This window comes from Streptosporangium sp. NPDC050148 (genome assembly GCF_055586505.1).
Window position 1 is genome coordinate 44027 of record NZ_JBVJIA010000019.1, and the last position, 18083, is coordinate 62109.

Consider the following 18083-nt stretch of genomic DNA (forward strand, 5'->3'; position numbering starts at 1 on the left):
GGAGGGGTGCATGGCGCACAACCTGACCGCGAAGAAGCCGGCGGAGACCCCCGCCACGGTGAGCAACCACGGCTCCTGGGGCAGCCGGCTCTTCGACGCGTTCAACATCGCGTTCCTCGTCGGCCTGGCGCTGGTGACCGTCCTGCCGCTGATGTACGTGCTGGCCGGGTCCTTCGCCACCGAGGCGGAGATCGCCACCAGGCCGTTCTTCCTGTGGCCGGACACCTTCATCACCGGCACCTACGACTACATCTTCAGCACCCCCGTCTTCCTCAGGGCGATGGTCACCACCATCTGCGTGACGGCGGTCGGCACGCTGATACAGGTCATGTTGACGCTCACCATGGCCTACCCGCTGTCCAAACGGGCACTTCCCGGCCGGACCCTGATCCTGAACCTGGTCATCTTCACCATCGTGTTCAGCGGCGGCATGATCCCCACCTACCTGGTGGTGCGGGACCTCGGCATGCTCGACAGCTACTGGGCACTGATCCTGCCTCTGGCGATCAACCCCTTCTACCTGATCATCGTCAAGAGCTTCTTCCAGGAACTGCCGGAGGCACTCGAAGAGGCCGCCCGCATCGACGGCTGCAACGAGCTGGGGGTCTTCTGGCGGATCGTGCTGCCCCTGTCCAAGCCGATCATCGCCACCTTCTCGCTCTTCTACGCGGTCGGCATATGGAACGACTACATGTCGCCCCTGCTCTACATCAACGACAACGAGAAGTGGACGCTCCAGGTACTGGTCCGGATGCTCACCGGCGTCGACGCCGAGAGTTCGGTCTCGGCCTTCGACTCGGTGCTCTTCCCCGAGCAGGGCATCAAGTTCGCCGTCGTGGTCGTCGCGACCCTGCCGATCCTGCTGGTCTACCCGTTCCTGCAGAAACACTTCGCCAAGGGCGTCATGATCGGTTCGGTGAAGGAGTGACCGAAGTACGCTGGCTCGACGGGCCACGCAGGCAGGGGGTCACCTGGGGAGTTCCCTGGCCGCGCGGCACCGTGGCCGCGGGGACCGGTTTCGCCCTGCGCGACGGCACTCCCGTGCAGAGCTGGGTCACCGCCACCTGGCCGGACGGCTCGGTCAAGTGGTCCGCCCACGCCATCGGCCCGCAGAGCGACCCCTCCGACGCCTATGAGCTCTGCCCGCAGGCCGTCACCCCCCTGCCCGAGCATCCGGTCACCGTGACCGGCCGGACGATCCGCTCGGGCCCGGTCACCTGGCGACTCGGCGGCGGGCTCATCGAGTCCATCTCGTACACGGAGCCGGAGGGCTCGCGACGGCACGGCTCCCGCGAGATCGTCAGGAACGTCCGCCTGGTCAGCGTCCACGACGACGAGGTGACCGCCACCGTCGAGCGGGTCACCGTCGAGCAGGCCGGCCCGGTCCGCGCGGTGGTCAGGGTCGAGGGCGGGCACGCCGGCCGGTTGCCGTTCACCGTGCGCCTGTACTTCTACGCGGGCTCGCCCGAGGTCCGCCTGGTCCACAGCTTCGTCTGGGACGGTGACCCGGAGCGCGACTTCCTGCGCGGCCTCGGCCTGCGCGCCGACGTGATCATGCGCGACGAGCCGCACGACCGGCACGTCCGGCTGGCGGGGCCGTCCAGGGGGATCGGCGAGGCGGGGTCGGTGACCGGGTTCCTGACCGGGTTCCTGACCGAGGCCGTGCGCGGCCTGACCGGCCTGCGCCGCGACCCCGGCGCGGCCGTACGGCGGGCACAGGTCGAAGGGCGGGCGGCCGATCCGTCGGCGCTGGCCGGCCACCTGCACCTGATTCCCACCTGGAGCGACTACACGCTCGACCAGAACAGCGCGGACGGCTTCCTGCTGCGCAAGCGCACCAGGCCGGGGCACGGCTGGGTGACGATCCCCTCCGGCACCCGCTCCCAGGGGTACGGCTACGTGGGCGGTGTCAGCGGCGGTCTCGGCTTCGGCCTGCGTGACTTCTGGAAGCTCCATCCCACCCGGCTCGACATCCGCGGCGCCGCCACCGGCCTGGCGACCGCGACCGTCTGGCTCCACTCTCCCGGCTCCCCGCCCATGGACCTGCGCTTCTGGCACGACGGCCTGGGCCAGGAGAGCCACACGGAGCAGCTGGAGGGCCTGGAGATCACCTACGAGGACCACGAGCCCGGGTACGGCACGCCGTACGGCATCGCCCGCACCCACGAACTGTCGCTCTGCCTGTTCGAGGCCACCCCGCCGAACGAGGAACTGGCCGAGCGCGCCGCCGGTCTCACCCCGGGGCTGCTGGTCGCCTCCCCCGAGCGGATCAGGGAGGCGGGCGTCTTCGGCACGTGGGCCCCGCGCTCCGGCGATGGGCCGATCGAGGAGCGGCTGGACTTCCTCTTCGACCACTACCTCGCGCAGCAGGAGCAACGCCGCTGGTACGGGTTCTGGGACTACGGCGACGTCATGCACACCTACGACGCCGACCGGCACACCTGGCGCTACGACGTCGGCGGCTACGCGTGGGACAACTCCGAGCTGTCACCCGACCTGTGGCTGTGGTACCAGTTCCTGCGCACCGGCCGTGCCGACGTGTTCCGCTTCGCCGAGGCGATGACCCGCCACACCGGCGAGGTGGACGTCTACCACCTGGGCCCCTGGAAGGGCCTGGGCTCCAGGCACAACGTGCAGCACTGGGGCTGCTCCTGCAAGCAGCTGCGCATCTCCAGCGCGATCTACCGGCGCATGTTCTACTACCTGACCGCCGACGAGCGCACCGGCGACCTCATGGACGAACTGTCCGAGGACGCGGTCGCCGCACTCGACCCCCTGCGGAAGTATCGCGCCGTCCCCGAACCGAGGATCGGCCTGGGCACCGACTGGGGCGCGCTCGCGGCGATGTGGCTCACCCGGTGGGAGCGCCACCGCGACGCCGGCGCGCGCGACAGGCTGCTGGGCACGATGGCCGATCTGGCGACCCTGCCGCACGGCTTCCTGGCCGGGGAGGCGGAGCTGCGTGACGGCCGTCTCCGCCGGACGACGGACGAGATCAGCCTCTCCCACCTGTCGGCCGTCTTCGGGCTGCCGGAGGTCTGCGCGGAACTGATCGACCTCGACCTGGGGGTGGCCGGTTTCGAGGAGGCGTGGCTGGAGTACTGCCGCCGCTATCTCACCGACCCGGAGCTCAGGGGTGTCTCGCTGATCCAGGCGCACAGCCGCCTGGCCGCCTACGCAGCCGTCCGTACCGGGGACCGGGGTCTGGCCGACGTGGCCTGGCACGCCTTCGACGTCGGCGAGGGCGACCAGCTCAACGTCAACCCCCTCCAGGCCCGGCGCGACTGGCGGCTCACCCACGTCCGGGACGCGAGCGTCCTCATGCCCGTCGACGAGGCTCCGTACGTCTCCACCAACGACGCCGCCCAGTACGCGCTGGCGGCGATCCAGCTCCTGGCACTCATCCCTCGGAGGTAGGTACCCGCCAGGGAGCGGACCTTCGTGTGGTCCGGGCCCCCGGCTGATCGGCCCGCCGGTCCGGGGACTCATCGCTCCGGGAGCCCCAAAACCCAAAAACCCGAGAGCCCAAGAGCCCAAGCGCCAGAAGGCTCAAGCGCCAGAAGGCCCGGGAGGCCATGAGCCCCCGGGGGTTCGGGGCCCGTGGGGAAAGCGGTCTCCGCTGCGGACCCCGTCCGCGGGCGTGCCACTCCGCCCCGCCAACCAGCACAGAACTATTGAAACAGGACGGTACTGTGTATATTTTCCGGCATTACGCTCGATGAGAAGGAGGATTTATCGTGACGGCGCTACCGCGGGTACTGTTCGACGAGGCACACGGCGAGTCGTGGACCATCCGGCGGGACGTGGCCGAGACGATGAATCCGGGCCATCCCGACGACAGCGGCTACGTCCGTGCCGCCGGGGTGCTGCGCGCGCTGGGGCACACCGTGGCCGCGCACACCGGCGGTCCCCTGACCCCGGACCTGCTGGCCGGGCAGGACGTGCTCGTGATCGCGCACCCCTCCACCGAACGCTGGGAGCGCACCACCGGCGGTGACCCCGTCCTGCCCCCCGACGAGCTGGACGCCGTCGAGGAGTACGTGCGCGCGGGCGGCGGGCTGGTCGTGATGGCCGAGTACGAGCAGGAGAAGTACGGCAGCAACCTCACCGAGCTGCTCGCGCGCTTCGGGGTGGGCGTCGAGAACACCCTGGCCCACGATCCCGGGAACGCCCACAACGGCGTGGCCTCCTGGGTCATGGGCGTCCCCGGGGAGGGGGTCGCCGCCGGGCAGGACCTGCTCGCCGGGGCCCGGCGAGCCTGCTTCTACCGCGCCGGGACGCTCACCGCCCCCCAGGACGCGACCGTGCTGTTCCGTACCTCTCCGGCCGCGACCCCGGCCGGACGCCCGCTGGCGGTGGCGCTGCGGCACGGTCAGGGCCGGGTCGTGGTCCTGGGCGACTCCGACCTGTTCGGCGACGACTCGCTCGGCGACCACGACCACGCCGCCCTCTGGGGCAACCTGATCACCTGGGCCGCGCGGACGCCCTCGTCCGCGGGCCGGTCGCGGGGCGGGCAGGCGGGCCGGGCCGAGTTCCGGGCGCTGAAGGAGGCCGTGGAGGCGCTCCGGCCGCTGCAGGCCAAGGACGGCTCGGTCGAACGCGACCGGGAGCGGGCCGCCGTCCTGGTCGCCGAGATCGCCGGGCACGTCGAGCGGCTCGCGCCGCGCTTCCCGCACGACGCCGCCTACCTGGCCGCGGTGGTCGCCGACCTGCGCAAGTGGGCCGAGGCGGGCCTCGGGGTGCCCGACTTCCTCGACGCGCTGGAGGCGTTCCACCCCGACACCCAGCGGGTCGACGGCCTGGAGCACCTGGTGGTCTTCCCCATGTACACCCAGAACGGCACCACGTTCCGGCACCTGGAGGCGGTGTGGATCCGCACGATCTGGCCGGACTGGCTGGCCGAGCTGGAGCGGACCCGCTACGACAACCCGATGTTCGTGCCGATCGCCTTCGAGGACTTCACCTCCGGCTACGACACGAACTCGGCGGTGCTCTTCCCCGAGACCGTCGCCGTCCGTGAGACCCCGGCCCGCTTCACCTGGGGCGGGATCTTCGCCGACCGCGAGGCCGCCCGCTTCCGCGCGGTGAGCGGTGCCGCCGCGGCCACCCTCAAGCTGGACCTGCCGCCGGACGCGGCCAGGCTGATCGCCTCGCAGGAGCTGGCCCAGGACACCTTCGTGCTCTGGGACCTGATCCACGACCGCACCCACAGCCACGGCGACCTGCCGTTCGACCCGTTCATGATCAAGCAGCGCATGCCGTACTGGCTGTACTCCCTGGAGGAGCTCCGCTGCGACCTGACCGCGTTCGGCGAGGCCGTGAGGCTGGAGCGTGAGAACGTGCCGCACGCCCGCTACGTGCAGCTGGCGATCCTGTTCGACCGGCTGTTCCGCTTCCCGATCACCGGCGGCCGGGTCCGCAACTACGACGGCCTGGGCGGGCAGCTGCTCTTCGCGTACCTGCACCGCAACGACGTGGTGCGGTGGACCGACAACCGCCTCAGCGTCGACTGGGACCGGCTCGCCGGGGGCGTCGCCGACCTGCGGGCCGAGGTGGAGAAGCTCTACCGGGACGGCATCGACCGCTCCAAGCTCGCCCACTGGCTGGCCGCCCACCAGCTCGTCGCCGCCTACGTCGAGCCGCACCCGGCCTCGGTCTGGGCGCGTGGCGCGGCCGCGCTGCCCGCCGAGGGGTTCCCGAAGACCGCGGTGGACGCGGTGCTGCCCGACGAGTTCCCCCTCAGCATGTTCTACGAGGCCCTGCGCCGTAAGCTCGGCGATGTCGTCGACTCCACGAAGGGCATCCGAGCATGATCATCCTTGTCACCGGCGCGGGCGGTCCCGCGGGCCGGGCCGTCACGCGCAGGTTCACCGGGCAGGGTCACACGGTGATCGGCGTCGACAAGAGCGGCGCCGACGGCCTGCTCGCGGTCGACCTGCTCGACGCCGACGCCGTCGCCGATCTGGCGCGGGACGTGGCGGCCGAGCACGGCCACGTGGACGGGATCGTGCACCTGGTCGGCGGCTGGCGAGGGTCGAAGACCTTCGCCGAGACGTCCCTGGAGGACTGGGCGCTCCTGCACGACCTGCTGATCCGTACCCTCCAGCACGTCACGCTGGCCTTCGAACCTCTGCTCAAGGCGGCCGAGCGCGGCCGGTTCGCCATCGTCTCGGCCAAGGCCGCCGAGCGGCCCACCCAGGGCAACGCGGCGTACGGCACGGCCAAGGCCGCCTCCGAGGCGTGGACCCTGGCCTTCGCCGACGCCCTGGAGGGCACCGGCGCCACCGCGAACATCCTGGTGGTCAAGGCGCTCGTGCACGAGGGCATGCGCGAGGCGAGCCCGGAGCGGACCTTCCCCGGATTCACCGACGTCGACGACCTCGCCGAGGCGGTCGAGCGGCTGTGGGAGACCGACGCCAACGGCACCCGGATCGACCTCACCGCCGGGCCGGGCACCGGCTGAGGGAAGGAGAGCCCATGACGGACGCCGTCCGCAGGCACGACCCGCTGGTGAAGGGCTTCGCCAGCGACAACTACGCCGGGGTCCACCCGGAGATCCTCCAGGCGATCGCGCTCGCCAACGGGGGCCACCAGACCGCCTACGGCGACGACGTCTACACCGCCGCGCTGCAGGACGTCTTCCGCGGGCACTTCGGCCCGGCCGCCGAGGTCTGGCCGATGTTCAACGGCACCGGCGCCAACGTGGTCGCGCTCCGCTCGATGACCGCCCACTGGGAGGCGGTGATCTGCGCGGAGTCGGCGCACATCCACACCGACGAGGGCGGTGCCCCCGAGCGGTCGGCCGGGCTGAAGCTGCTGCCGGTCGCCACCCCGGACGGCAAGCTCACCCCGGAGCTGATCGACAGGCAGGCGTGGGGATTCGGGGACGAGCACCGGGCCCAGCCCAAGGTCGTGTCGATCACCCAGACCACCGAGCTGGGCACGCTCTACACGCCCGAGGAGATCAGGGCGATCTGCGACCACGCCCACGGCCTGGGCATGGTCGTCCACCTCGACGGCGCCCGCGCCACCAACGCCGCGGCCGCGCTCGGCGTGCCGCTGCGCGCGTTCACCACCGACGCGGGGGTGGACGTGCTCTCCTTCGGCGGCACCAAGGCGGGTTTGATGTTCGGCGAGGCCGTGGTGGTGCTCGATCCCGGCGCCGTCCGGGGCCTGCGCTACCTGCGCAAGAGCGCCATGCAGCTCGCCTCCAAGATGCGGTTCGTCTCGGTGCAGTTCGAGGCCCTGCTCGCGGGCGACCTGTGGCTGCGCAACGCCCGCAACGCCAACGCCATGGCGCTCCGGCTGGCCGAGGCCGTGCGGGACGTGCCCGGCGTGCGGATCCCGCGCCCGGTGCAGGCCAACGCGGTCTTCGCGATCCTGCCCGGGGACGTGACCGAGCGCCTGCAGAAGCGTTTCCGCTTCTACACCTGGAACGAGGCCACCGGCGAGGTCCGCTGGATGACCGCGTTCGACACCACCGAGGCCGACGTGGACGCGTTCGCCGCCGCCGTGGCGGAGGAGATGCGCCTCTCCCCGGCGTGAGCCCGCGCGGCCGGGGCCGCCTTCCGCCTCAGGGCATCACCCGGGCGCCCGGCCCGGACCCGGGCCGGGCGCTCAGTTCTTGTGGCCGGTCTCGTGCTCGTAGGCGGTGAGCTGCTGTTCGAGGGCCTTCATCAGCTCGAACACCTGGCTCGGGGGGATGCGGATCCGGCTGACGATCCGGGTCGGCACGCTCACGAAGTGCTCTCCGGAGGAGGGGTCGTTGGCCAGCTGGGGCGGCCGGGTGATCACCGCGAAGTCCAGGACGAAGCCATCCTGGGTGTGCCACACAGAGGCGAAGTTGGCGTACTGCCCCATTTCCACCTCGGCGGAGATGCTCACCTCCAGCCGGTTCTCCGGCTCGTCGTTCACCATTCTCATTCCTCCGGCCAGGTTGGCTCCATGCTGCCCTGGCCGGGAACCGGCCGCACACGGACGCGCCGACGCCACTAAAGGATGGAAGGCAGGCGCTGGGCGCCGCGCTGCCGCAACATGTCGGTCATCAACTCGATCTCGCCTGTCTGACCGTTGACGATGTGCCGTGCCATGGTGGCCACCTCGTCGCGGTCGGACAGCTTCAGCAGGCCCCGGCCCATCTGCACGCCGCCCTCGTGGTGGCGGATCATGAGCTGCAGGAAGAGCACCTCCTGGTCCTTTCCGGTGGCCGCGCGGAGCCTCGTGAGCTCGTCCTGCGAGGCCATACCGGGCATCGTGGCCGGGGCGCCCGGCGTTACAGCGCCGCCACCGGTGCCGCCGTGGCCGCCGTGGCCGGCCATCCACGCCATGGCGGGCCGCTCGCCCGACTGGTTGAGCCCCCACTGCTGCAGCCAGCCGGTGAAGATCCCGCGCTGCGCCGTCTGCGTGACGATGATGTCGTACGCCAGCCGCCGCAGCGCCTCGTCCCTGCTCCCGTCCCTGGCGATGAAGGACATCTCGACGGCCTGGGCGTGGTGGACGGACATGTCGCGGGCGAAACCCGCCTCCGGTGAGGCGTCGGTCGGGGTGGCCGTTCTCCCCATGACGAGCAGCAGGACGGCCGCCACCAGCAGGCAGCCGAGCAGCGCGCCGAGCGCCGGCCGTCGCTTGGGCTTTGCATCATCGTGAACCGCGGTTTCCATTATCTCCTCAGCGTACCCACTGTCAGGAATCACTGCTGTGTCGCACGTTGTCAGACCCTTATTCTCCACATACGCCACTAGGGCATAGGGTGACAAAAGTTGTTTGCCGGCTGGAGGGTCGATGACCAAGGAAAAGGCGCAGGCGAGGCGCGAGCACCTCAACCGGATGCGTGAGGAGCAGAAGCGCAAGGAACGCAGGACCTCGCTCCTGATGTGGGGTGGCGGCGGTCTCGTCATCGTTCTGCTCGTCGGGATCGTCGCCTTCTACCTGATCAACGAGCGTTCGAGAACGTCGCTGGACGCGGTCACGAGCGCCAAGTATCCGGGCAGCCTCCACGTCGAGAGCAAGGTCTCGTACAAGGAGACCCCGCCGATGGGCGGGGAGCACAGCTCGGCCTGGCAGAACTGCGGCATCTACGACCAGCCGATCAACAATGAGAACGCCGTCCACTCCATGGAGCACGGCGCCGTGTGGATCACCTACCGGCCCGACCTGCCCAAGGCCGAGGTGGACACCCTCAGGGAGCTGGCATCCAAGGACTACATGCTGCTCAGCCCCTACCCGGGCCTGCCCGCCAAGGTGGTGGCCAGCTCCTGGAACAAGCAGCTCAAGCTGAACGGGGCCGACGACCCGCGCCTGCCCAAGTTCATCACCAAGTACAAGAACGGGCCGGACACCCCCGAGCTCGGCGCGTCCTGCAGCGGGGGCGTGGGCACCACCACCGCCGAGGCGCCCATCCCGGCGGCCGCCCCGTCGTCCGCACCGACCGCGACGCCCGGCCAGAGCCCGGCGGCCACCGGTGAGGCGACCCCCGCGCCCAGCGCCAGCCCGGCTCCCTGACCGGCGCAGGCCCGCCCGGCCCCGGATCCGCGCTCGGGCCCGTGTTCGGGCCCGTGCCCTGATCCGGTGCGGGCCCGGGGAACGCGGGGGCCGTCAGCCGATGTCGCGGCGGCGGAAGCCGTACAGGCCGGCGACCGTCAGCGCCGCCGCGATCGCCACCAGCGTGATCAACGGCGTCGCCGTCACCTCCCCGCCGGGCAGGCGGGGCAGGTGGCTGAAGGGGGACAGGCCCACGAGCGCCCCCGGCAGGTCCAGCAGTGCGCCGACCTGCCCGAACACCAGGAACGCCGCCAGCACCGCCCAGGCCAGGGGGAGCAGCCTGGGCAGCAGCCCGAACAGGACCACCACCAGCGCGCTCAGCGTCCACACCGCGGGCAGCTGGACCAGCGCGGCCCCCAGCACCTCGGACACGTGGGCGCCCGGATCGCCGGTGGCGACCCCGTAGGCGATCCCGGCCGACAGCCCCAGGACGGCCAGGACCACGACCGGGCCTCCGAACGCGAACACCAGGTGGCTCGCCGTCCACCTCCGCCTGCTCACCGCGGCGCACAGCAGCGGCTCGGCCCGCATGAGCGTCTCCTCGGTACGCATCCGCGACGCGGCCTGGATCGCGTAGCCCGAGACGGCGACGCCCAGGACGCTCACCACGCTCGCGATGAGGGCCTGGCCCACCCCGGCGCCGCCGCCGAGCCTGGCCAGCATCTCCAGGGCCTGCCTGTTCTGCCCGAGCGCGCCGGAGGCGGCCTGGGCCGTGGCGCCCACCACGGCGCCGCCGAAGGCGACGGCCGCGCTCCAGCCGGCCAGCGATCCCCGGTGCAGGCGCCAGGCCAGCGCCAGGGGGGTGGCGAGACCGGGGGCGGCGTCGGCGGGTCCCAGGCGGGGAGGCAGCAGGCCCGCCCCGAGGTCCCTGCGCCCGGCCAGCGCGTAGGAGAGCGCGCAGAGCGTGATCACCAGCGCGGCGAACAGGCCCAGCGGCCACCATTCCTCCCCCGCGAACGGGCGCATCCGCTGGCCCCAGGCGATGGGGGAGGACCACGACAGCCAGCCGGTGCCGCCGGTGTCGCCCGCCATCCGCAGGGCGAACGCCAGGCCGAGCACCGAGATCGCGATCGCCCTGGCGCCGCCCGCGCTCTCGGTGAGCTGCGCGGCCACGGCGGCCACCGCCGCGAACACCATGCCGACGCAGGCGTAGCCCAGCCCCGTGGCGAGCGCGCCCGGGGCGGGGTGGGCGCCGAAGGAGAGGGTGACGATCAGCCCGACGGCCAGGCAGGCCGCCCCGGCCACGATCAGCGCCGCCGACAGGGCGGCCCGGCGTCCCAGCACGGTGGCGCCCAGCAGCTCGCGGCGGCCCGTCTCCTCCTCCGCCCGGGTGTGCCTCACCACGGTCAGGATCACGGCCAGCGCCAGCACGACCGGGGTGAAGCCCGCCCGCCACACGCCCATGGCGGCGGCGTTCCAGTGCAGGACCGGCCCGTACAGGGCGGAGAAGGCCGGGGCGGAGCCCATCGAGGCGGCGAACCGGCGCAGGGCGGCCTCGTCGGTGTACAGCTCCGCGATGCCGGAGGTCTGGACGATCGGCAGCACGGCGATCACCAGCACCCACGGCGGGAGGAGGAACCTGTCGCGGCGCAGGATCAGCCGGACGAGGGACCAGGTGCCGGTCATCGGGCCGGCTCGGCCTGGTAGTGACGCAGGAAGAGCTCCTCCAGCGTCGGCGGGCGGCTGGTGAGCGAGCGCACCCCGAGGGCCGACAGCTGCCGCAGCGCCTCGTCCAGGCCGTCGGCGTCGACCTCGAAGGTCACCCGGTCGCCGCTGACGCGGAGCCCGTGGACGCCGGTGAGGCCGGTGAGGCCGGTGAGGCCGGTGAGGCCGCCGGGCGGGGCGGCCAGCTCGGCGGTGATGGAGGTGCGGGTCAGGTGGCGCAGCTCGTCCAGGGTGCCGGTCTCGACCGTGCGGCCGTCGCGGACGATGCTCACCCGGTCGCAGAGCTTCTCCACCTCGGCCAGGATGTGGCTGGACAGCAGCACCGTGCGTCCCTGCGCGCGGACCTCGCCGATGTAGTCGGTGAAGACCGCCTCCATCAGCGGGTCCAGCCCGGAGGTGGGCTCGTCCAGCAGCAGGAGCTCCACGTCCGAGGCGAGCGCGGCGACCAGGGCGACCTTCTGCCGGTTGCCCTTGGAGTAGGCGCGCCCCTTCTTGCGCGGGTCCAGCTCGAAGCGCTCGATCAGGTCCTTCTTGCGCGCCCTGTCGAGGCCGCCGCGCAACCGGCCGAGCAGGTCGATGACCTCGCCACCGGACAGGTTGGGCCATAGGGTGACGTCGCCCGGCACGTACGCCAGACGGCGGTGGAGCTCGACGGCGTCCTTCCAGGGGTCGCCGCCCAGCAGGCGGACCGTGCCTGCGTCGGCCCGCAACAGGCCGAGCAGGATGCGAATGGTGGTCGACTTGCCCGCCCCGTTCGGGCCCAGGAAGCCGTGCACCTGGCCTGCCCGGACGTCGAGGTCCAGGCCGTCCAGCGCGCGCGTCCGGCCGAAGCGCTTCGTCAGGCCGGACACGGAGATGATGTTGTTCACTCTTCAGAACATACAGAAGTTTCAGAGATAAATGAAAGTAGTTCGTGCGAACCCCTGACGCCCGACCGAGGAGGACCGATGAGAGACGAAGAAGCCGTGCGTCAGTTCGTGGAGCGGATGAGCCGCCAGATGGCCGAGTGGAACTTCCCGCCCATGGCCGCCAGGGTGCTGCTGACCGTGATGACCGCCGAGGAGGACGCGCTCAGCGCGGCCGACCTGTCCGAGCGGCTCGACGCCAGCTCCGGCGCCATCTCGGGTGCCGTACGCCATCTGACGACCATCGGCATGATCCACCGGGTGCCGGTGCCGGGGTCGCGGCGCGATCTCTACGGCATCAGCGACGACACGTGGTGGGAGGCGACCCTCACCAAGGGCAACCGCCTTCAGCTGGTCGTGGAGGCCATCGAGGAGGGCCTGGTGGCGATCGGCGGCCCCGACACCCGTCCCGGCCGCACTCTGGCGGAGATGCGGGACTTCATGGCCTTCTGCCATGAGGAGATCCCGCTCCTGCTCGACAAGTGGCGCGCGCGCCGGGACCCCGTCGGCCCCTGAGGCCGGTTCCGTTCCCGTCCGCGGCGCCCTTCGCCGGTGGCGCGGGCGGGAGGGACCCTAGCCGCGCAGCACGTCCTCCGTGAGCACCGCCTCCAGCCCGTGGGCCTCGGCCACGGGCCGGTTGGTCAGGTGCCCCTCGTGGGTGTTCAGGCCCGCCCCCAGCGCCGGATCGGCGCGCAGGGCCTCCCGCCAGCCCCGGTCGGCGATCGCCAGCGCGTAGGGGACGGTCACGTTGGTCAGCGCGTGGGTCGAGGTGTGCGGCACCGCGCCCGGCATGTTGGCCACGCAGTAGAACACCGACCCGTGCACCCGGTACGTCGGGTCGTCGTGGGTGGTGGGGCGGGAGTCCTCGAAGCAGCCGCCCTGGTCGATGGAGATGTCCACCAGCACCGAGCCCGGCTTCATCCGGGAGACCAGCTCGTTGCTCACCAGCTTGGGCGCCCGCGCGCCCGGTATCAGCACCGCGCCGATCACCAGGTCCGCGTCCAGCACCGCCCGCTCGATCTCGTACGCGTTGGACGCGACGGTCTTGCAGTGGCCCTTGTAGATCACGTCCGCCTGGCGCAGCCGGTCGATGTCGCGGTCCAGCAGCAGCACCTCCGCCTGCATGCCCAGCGCGATGACCGCGGCGTTCATGCCGGACACCCCGGCGCCGATCACCACCACGGAGGCCGCGCGCACCCCCGGGACCCCGCCCATCAGCACGCCCCGCCCGCCCCCCTGGCGCATCAGGTGGTACGCCCCCACCTGCGGGGCGAGCCGCCCGGCCACCTCCGACATCGGGGCCAGCAGCGGCAGGAACCCCCCGGGACTCTGCACGGTCTCGTACGCGACACCGGTGACACCGGACTCGAGCATGGCCAGCGTGCACGCCCGGGAGGCGGCCAGGTGCAGGTAGGTGAAGAGCACCTGGCCCTTGCGCATCCGGTGATACTCCTCGGGGACCGGTTCCTTGACCTTCAGGACCAGGTCCCCCTCGGCCCACACGTCGTCGGCGGAGTCCACGATGGTCGCGCCCACGTTCCGGAAGTCGGCGTCGGGGATGGAGGATCCCAGCCCGGCGCCCTTCTCGACGAAGACCCGATGGCCGTGCCGGGCGAACTCGTGCGCTCCGGCGGGCGTCAGGGCCACGCGGTACTCATGGTTCTTGACCTCGCGGGGAACTGAGATTCTCACGGCTCCTCCAGGGTGGGCGCGTGTCCTCGTCCGCGGTGTGCGTTCCCCTGTGCGTTCCCCGAAAGGGGGCGATCACGCGCGGACGGGGCGAACGTGCAGGTCGGCGAGGCGCCGGTGACGTGCCGGTGACATATCGGCGACGTTCCGGCGAGGGGATGACGGGGCGAGGGGGGACGGTCGGGCGGGGCGGGGACGCCGGGGCCTGTTCCGCCGCCCGCGGGGACCCCGGACGCGTCCCGGCCGGGAGCATGACCCGCCGTTCGCCACATGTCCTGACCTAGAGGGTTACCGGCTTCTCGCGCCGATCGGTAGGCTCGCCGCGAACGGACGCGAACGGCTGTGAGGAACGCGGGGACGTGACGATGGGGATGCACGCGGGGCAGGGTGGGACGCCGCCCGGACCGCAGGGGCCTCCAGCCGGTCCCGACGACCCGTTCGAGGGCTCCCGGGAACCCGCGCCCGGTTCCCGTGACGCTTTCACGCCTGGTTCCCGTGACGCCTTTACGCCGGGTGCCCGTGACGCTTTCACCCCCGGTTCCCGTGACGCTTTCACGCCCGGTTCCCGTGACGCTTTCACGCCGCCGGGTGCCCGTGGCGTCTTCGTGCCCGGTTTCCCCGGTGCCCTCCCACCCGGCCTTCAGGCCATCTTCACGTCCGACACCTATGACGCTTTCACGCCGCCGCCGCGTCCCGGCGCGTCGCCCGGACGCCATGCCCGTGGCACCGGCGGATCCGGTGAGGAGCCCTCCGGCGTCCGGGACGTTCCCGGCCGTGACTCCGGCACTCCGGAGTACGGCTCTCCGGGCCGTCCGGAGTACGGCGGTCCGGGGTCCGGTGCTCCGGATTACGGCTCTCCGGGCCGTCCGGAGTACGGCGGTCCGGGGTCCGGTGCTCCGGATTACGGCTCTCCGGGCCGTCCGGATCATGATGAGCCTGGCCGTCCGGATCACGGCGACCCTGGATACGGCCACTCCGGATACGACGACCCGGGACACGCCGGGACGCGGGCCGGGCGGCCGGGACCCGGTGGCCGGGAACCGGACGATCCGGGAGAGGCCACGACGCGGGTGGGCGGCTTCGGGATGGACGCGCCCGACGCCGGTCTTTCCGGAGCCGCCCCCGCATCCGGGGCCGCAGGTCCCCCCGGACCCGCCGGTCTCCCCAGGCCCGGTGTGCCCGGACCTGCGGGCATCCCCGAGCCCGGTGTGCCCGCGGCCGCAGGTGTGCCAGGGGCGGGTGTGCCCGGGGCGGGTACGCCGGGGACGAACGTGCCCGGGGCGGGCGTGCCGGGGGGCGGCAAACCCCCGGTCGCGGTCCCGGTGGTGCCGCGGGCGAGCCGGGCCACCACCGCGATCCTGGTGGCGGCCCTGGTCGTGGTCGTACTGATCACCGGCGTTCTCGGCACCATCGCGGTGCTCATGACCCGCAACCCCGACATGCCGCTCGGCGCCCCTCCGCCCAGCCGGCTGGCGGTCCCCATCCACTTCGCGCCGGTGACCGAGGTGAAGGCCGGTGCCTGCACGGTCCCGGAGACCTACCCCGACGACCTCGGGCAGAACTGCTACACGGTCGCCGCGGGGATCACCGTGAACGCGGTACGCAAGATCGAGGCCGTCCAGGAGAAGAGCGGCGGCTACTCGGTCAGGATCGCGTTCGCCCCCGCCTTCCGCGACCAGATCAACGCCCTGACCGAGGAGGCGGTCAACGAGGACGACCCGGTCAGGCAGCAGATCGCGATCGTGGTGGGGGAGAAGGTGGTGGCCGCTCCCCGGGTGGCCCAGGCGATCACCGACGACAGCCTGAGCATCGCCGGGGCCTTCACCAAGGAGCAGGCGGACGCGATGGTCGTCCGGCTGATCGGTTCCCGCCCCGCCGGGACGCAGCCGGCGCCGGGCCCTCAGCCGACCGGGTCGGTCTTCACCCCGTCCACCGATCCCTCCGCGGGTCCGTCGCCCGGCCGGCAGGCGCCCACCACCCCGGCCACGAACCCGGCCGATCCGGCCACGAACCCGGTGACCGATCCGGCGACCGATCCGGCCGCCAACCCGGTCGGGACCGATCAGGGCGGGACCGACCGGAGCGGGACCGGTCAGGGCGCCACCGACCCGCCCGCGACGAACCCCTCCCCCCGGACCACCACGTCGTCCGCCCCTGCCGGCGGGGGCGGCGATCCCCGGTACGCCACCTGCAAGCAGGCGACCGCCGACGGGTACGGCCCGTACACGCGCGGCGTCCACAAGCAGTACGACTGGTACATCGACGTGGACGGGGACGGCGTGGTCTGCGAGCAGTGAGACGCTCCGGGCCGCAGGCCTCCCGGGACGATTGACGCGATCGGCACGGGCAGGCACGGGCAGGCACGGCGGCCCGAAGCCGCGCCGAAGGCGGCGCCCGGCGAACGAAAAGAGGCCGGAGGCGGCCCCCGGGAACGAAAAGGGCCCGAGATGCCCCGCGAGGAACGGAAAAGGGCCGGAGAAGATCACTGAAGCGCCGGATCGGCCAGGCGGCGGACGGTCGTGTTCGCGACAAGCGAAAGGCCAGGTCTGCGAAGACCTGGCCTCGGGGACATCCGTACCGGACCCCGGGTGCGGAAGCCGGGGTGGACGACGCCGGGTTCACCGGAGGTGGTGACTCAGCGTCTGGAAGCCCGTCGCGGAAGCGGATCCGCTTCCGGTCGGACTTCCGGCCCTACCGGTGAACTGAGTCGCCGATTAGTCGGGGCCATTCCAGCCCAGTTCGCCCATGGCGTTCAAGGGCAAAGAATAGTTGGAGGTGTCGTTCTGAGGGGCAGACGAATCAGCGCTCACGGTCGTAGCATTGCCAGAGACGGCAAAAGCAGCCGCAAATAGCATGGCGAGGGCAGACAGGGACAAGGTAAGACGTCGGCGCACGGGGAGACTCCTGTCGTGGGTTCTGCTGCTCAACACTATCTTTCAAGGGGTAACGTGACTGGTCAAGACTTAGTCGGTCAACGCATCAAGACCGTCCGTCGGCAACGTGGTCTTTCCCAGGCGCAGCTCGCTCACCCGGAACTGTCGGATAGCTACGTCTCTCTCATCGAGAGTGGCAAGCGTACTCCGACCCCCGCCGTGTTGGAGCTTCTTGCCGAGAAACTCGACTGCTCGCTCACCTATCTGGTGAACGGGGTCACGGCCGAGCAGATGCAGGAGATCGAGCTCGCGCTCGGCTACGCGAAGCTGGCCATGGAGAACGGCGAGGTCGTCGAGGCCCGCACCCGCTACGCGGAGCTCCTCGCCGACGGCGGCCTGGCGGGTCTGCCGCAGCTCCGCCAGGACGCCGAGTACGGCCTGGCCCTGGCGACCGAGGCCTGTGGCGACCTGGACGAGGCGATCGTCCTGCTCGACGGATTGCGCGAGAACGACACGGTGGTCATGAACCCCGAGCGTCAGGTCGCGGTCGCCGTCGCGCTCTCCCGCTGCCACCGCGAGAAGGGCGACCTGGCGCGGGCGGTGCAGGTCCCCGAGCAGATCCTCGGCGGCGCGGTCCGCCCGGCCTGGAACGACGGCCTGATGCGGCTGGGCGGCCAGCTCCTCGTCGCCTACGTCAGCCGCGGCGACCTGCTGCGGGCGCGCCAGTTCTCGGCCGAGCTGCTGGCCGCGGCCGAGACCCTCGGCACCCCGCAGGCGCTCACCCTGGCGCACTGGGGCGCCGCGATCGTCGCCGTCGAGAGCGGGCAGGCCCAGGAGGCCGTCGCCCACGTCGAGCGGTCCCTGGCCATCCAGTCCGAGTACGGCGACCCGCGCCGGCTGGCCCGCCTGCGCGGCGACTACGCCCAGGTGCTGCTGACCGCCCGGCCGATGGAGGCCGAGGCCTGGCGCGACGTGCTGCTGAAGGTGGAGGGCGAGCTCGCCGAGAGCTCCGCCAACCCCATGGACAAGATGCGCTGCGCGATGAACCTCGCCCGGGTGGAACTGCTGCTCTCCCGGCCCGAGCCGGCCGCGGAGCGCATGCGTGCCGTCTGCGACCTCCTCGACGGCATGCCGCAGATCATGCAGGCCGAGGCCCGGCTGCTGTACGGCCAGACCCTCGCCGAGCTGGGCAGGCAGGAGGAGGCCTCGCGGGAGCTGGGGGCCGGGGCCGAGTGCCTGGAGCGCTCGCCCGTCACCCGGGACACCGCCCACGCCTGGCTGACCGCGGCACAGGTCCTGGAGCGCATCGACGAGCCCGTCCGGAGCGTCGACGCCTACAAGCGGGCACTGGCCAGCGTCGGGCTGTAGGCCCGCCGAGGTGTCCCCGGCCGGTCGGCCGGGAAGGACGGGT

Annotated in this window: 14 protein-coding genes; 9 read left to right on the plus strand and 5 right to left on the minus strand. The window is 71.8% G+C overall.

Going from position 1 to position 18083, the window contains the following annotated elements:
• The first annotated feature begins 10 nt into the window (after positions 1 to 10).
• The 5 genes from ACZ6RT_RS21925 to ACZ6RT_RS21945 all read left to right on the plus strand — a co-directional run bounded on the left by ACZ6RT_RS21925 (position 11) and on the right by ACZ6RT_RS21945 (position 7545).
• Positions 11 to 928, plus strand: coding sequence for a carbohydrate ABC transporter permease (locus ACZ6RT_RS21925; protein ID WP_399193567.1), 918 nt, complete (start codon positions 11 to 13; stop codon positions 926 to 928).
• Positions 925 to 3417, plus strand: a complete 2493-nt coding sequence (locus tag ACZ6RT_RS21930; RefSeq protein ID WP_470155696.1) for an exo-rhamnogalacturonan lyase family protein — start codon at positions 925 to 927, stop codon at positions 3415 to 3417. Before ACZ6RT_RS21925 ends, ACZ6RT_RS21930 begins: the two co-directional genes overlap by 4 nt.
• A gap of 320 nt (positions 3418 to 3737) precedes the next feature.
• On the plus strand, positions 3738 to 5813 hold the full coding sequence (locus ACZ6RT_RS21935) for a DUF6421 family protein (RefSeq protein WP_470155698.1): 2076 nt from the start codon (positions 3738 to 3740) through the stop codon (positions 5811 to 5813).
• Positions 5810 to 6463: an SDR family NAD(P)-dependent oxidoreductase gene (locus ACZ6RT_RS21940; RefSeq protein WP_399193562.1), complete on the plus strand. Its 654-nt coding sequence runs from the start codon at positions 5810 to 5812 to the stop codon at positions 6461 to 6463. The genes ACZ6RT_RS21935 and ACZ6RT_RS21940 overlap by 4 nt, the downstream gene beginning before the upstream one ends.
• A 14-nt stretch (positions 6464 to 6477) precedes the next feature.
• Entirely contained in the window at positions 6478 to 7545 is a 1068-nt protein-coding gene (locus ACZ6RT_RS21945) for a threonine aldolase family protein (RefSeq protein WP_470155700.1), read from the plus strand.
• A 72-nt stretch (positions 7546 to 7617) separates the two neighbouring features.
• Here the strand turns inward: ACZ6RT_RS21945 and ACZ6RT_RS21950 are convergent, their stop codons facing one another.
• Entirely contained in the window at positions 7618 to 7917 is a 300-nt protein-coding gene (locus ACZ6RT_RS21950) for a DUF3467 domain-containing protein (RefSeq protein WP_344886609.1), read from the minus strand.
• 74 nt (positions 7918 to 7991) lie between these two features.
• Positions 7992 to 8660, minus strand: coding sequence for a DUF305 domain-containing protein (locus ACZ6RT_RS21955; RefSeq protein WP_470155702.1), 669 nt, complete (start codon positions 8658 to 8660; stop codon positions 7992 to 7994).
• 121 nt (positions 8661 to 8781) lie between these two features.
• Between ACZ6RT_RS21955 and ACZ6RT_RS21960 the strand changes: the two genes are divergently transcribed.
• On the plus strand, positions 8782 to 9501 hold the full coding sequence (locus ACZ6RT_RS21960; protein WP_470155704.1) for a DUF3105 domain-containing protein: 720 nt from the start codon (positions 8782 to 8784) through the stop codon (positions 9499 to 9501).
• Positions 9502 to 9594: 93 nt separating this feature from the next.
• On the opposite strand, the gene ACZ6RT_RS21965 is transcribed toward ACZ6RT_RS21960, so the two are convergent.
• Positions 9595 to 11166 (minus strand): ABC transporter permease, encoded by a 1572-nt coding sequence (locus tag ACZ6RT_RS21965; RefSeq protein WP_470155706.1) that lies wholly within the window; start codon positions 11164 to 11166, stop codon positions 9595 to 9597.
• Positions 11163 to 12074: an ABC transporter ATP-binding protein gene (locus ACZ6RT_RS21970; protein ID WP_470155708.1), complete on the minus strand. Its 912-nt coding sequence runs from the start codon at positions 12072 to 12074 to the stop codon at positions 11163 to 11165. Before ACZ6RT_RS21970 ends, ACZ6RT_RS21965 begins: the two co-directional genes overlap by 4 nt.
• Positions 12075 to 12152: 78 nt before the next feature.
• Between ACZ6RT_RS21970 and ACZ6RT_RS21975 the strand changes: the two genes are divergently transcribed.
• The gene (locus ACZ6RT_RS21975; protein WP_399193550.1) at positions 12153 to 12626 is read left to right on the plus strand and encodes a GbsR/MarR family transcriptional regulator; all 474 of its coding nucleotides are present in this window, start codon (positions 12153 to 12155) and stop codon (positions 12624 to 12626) included.
• Between the two features lie 57 nt (positions 12627 to 12683).
• On the opposite strand, the gene ald is transcribed toward ACZ6RT_RS21975, so the two are convergent.
• On the minus strand, positions 12684 to 13802 hold the full coding sequence (gene ald / locus ACZ6RT_RS21980) for an alanine dehydrogenase (RefSeq protein WP_470155710.1): 1119 nt from the start codon (positions 13800 to 13802) through the stop codon (positions 12684 to 12686).
• Positions 13803 to 15040: 1238 nt separating this feature from the next.
• Between ald and ACZ6RT_RS21985 the strand changes: the two genes are divergently transcribed.
• Both ACZ6RT_RS21985 and ACZ6RT_RS21990 read left to right on the plus strand, forming a co-directional pair.
• Entirely contained in the window at positions 15041 to 16096 is a 1056-nt protein-coding gene (locus ACZ6RT_RS21985; RefSeq protein WP_470155712.1) for an excalibur calcium-binding domain-containing protein, read from the plus strand.
• A 651-nt stretch (positions 16097 to 16747) separates the two neighbouring features.
• Positions 16748 to 18040, plus strand: coding sequence for a helix-turn-helix domain-containing protein (locus tag ACZ6RT_RS21990; protein ID WP_470155714.1), 1293 nt, complete (start codon positions 16748 to 16750; stop codon positions 18038 to 18040).
• Positions 18041 to 18083: the final 43 nt, after the last annotated feature.

Coding starts and splice junctions, on each gene's coding strand:
- ACZ6RT_RS21965 (WP_470155706.1), bottom strand. CDS start 11,166: ATGACCGGCACCTGGTCCCTCGTCCGGCTGATCCTGCGCCGCGACAGG.
- ACZ6RT_RS21925 (WP_399193567.1), top strand. CDS start 11: ATGGCGCACAACCTGACCGCGAAGAAGCCGGCGGAGACCCCCGCCACG.
- ACZ6RT_RS21940 (WP_399193562.1), top strand. CDS start 5,810: ATGATCATCCTTGTCACCGGCGCGGGCGGTCCCGCGGGCCGGGCCGTC.
- ACZ6RT_RS21945 (WP_470155700.1), top strand. CDS start 6,478: ATGACGGACGCCGTCCGCAGGCACGACCCGCTGGTGAAGGGCTTCGCC.
- ACZ6RT_RS21950 (WP_344886609.1), bottom strand. CDS start 7,917: ATGGTGAACGACGAGCCGGAGAACCGGCTGGAGGTGAGCATCTCCGCC.
- ACZ6RT_RS21975 (WP_399193550.1), top strand. CDS start 12,153: ATGAGAGACGAAGAAGCCGTGCGTCAGTTCGTGGAGCGGATGAGCCGC.
- ACZ6RT_RS21955 (WP_470155702.1), bottom strand. CDS start 8,660: ATGGAAACCGCGGTTCACGATGATGCAAAGCCCAAGCGACGGCCGGCG.
- ACZ6RT_RS21960 (WP_470155704.1), top strand. CDS start 8,782: ATGACCAAGGAAAAGGCGCAGGCGAGGCGCGAGCACCTCAACCGGATG.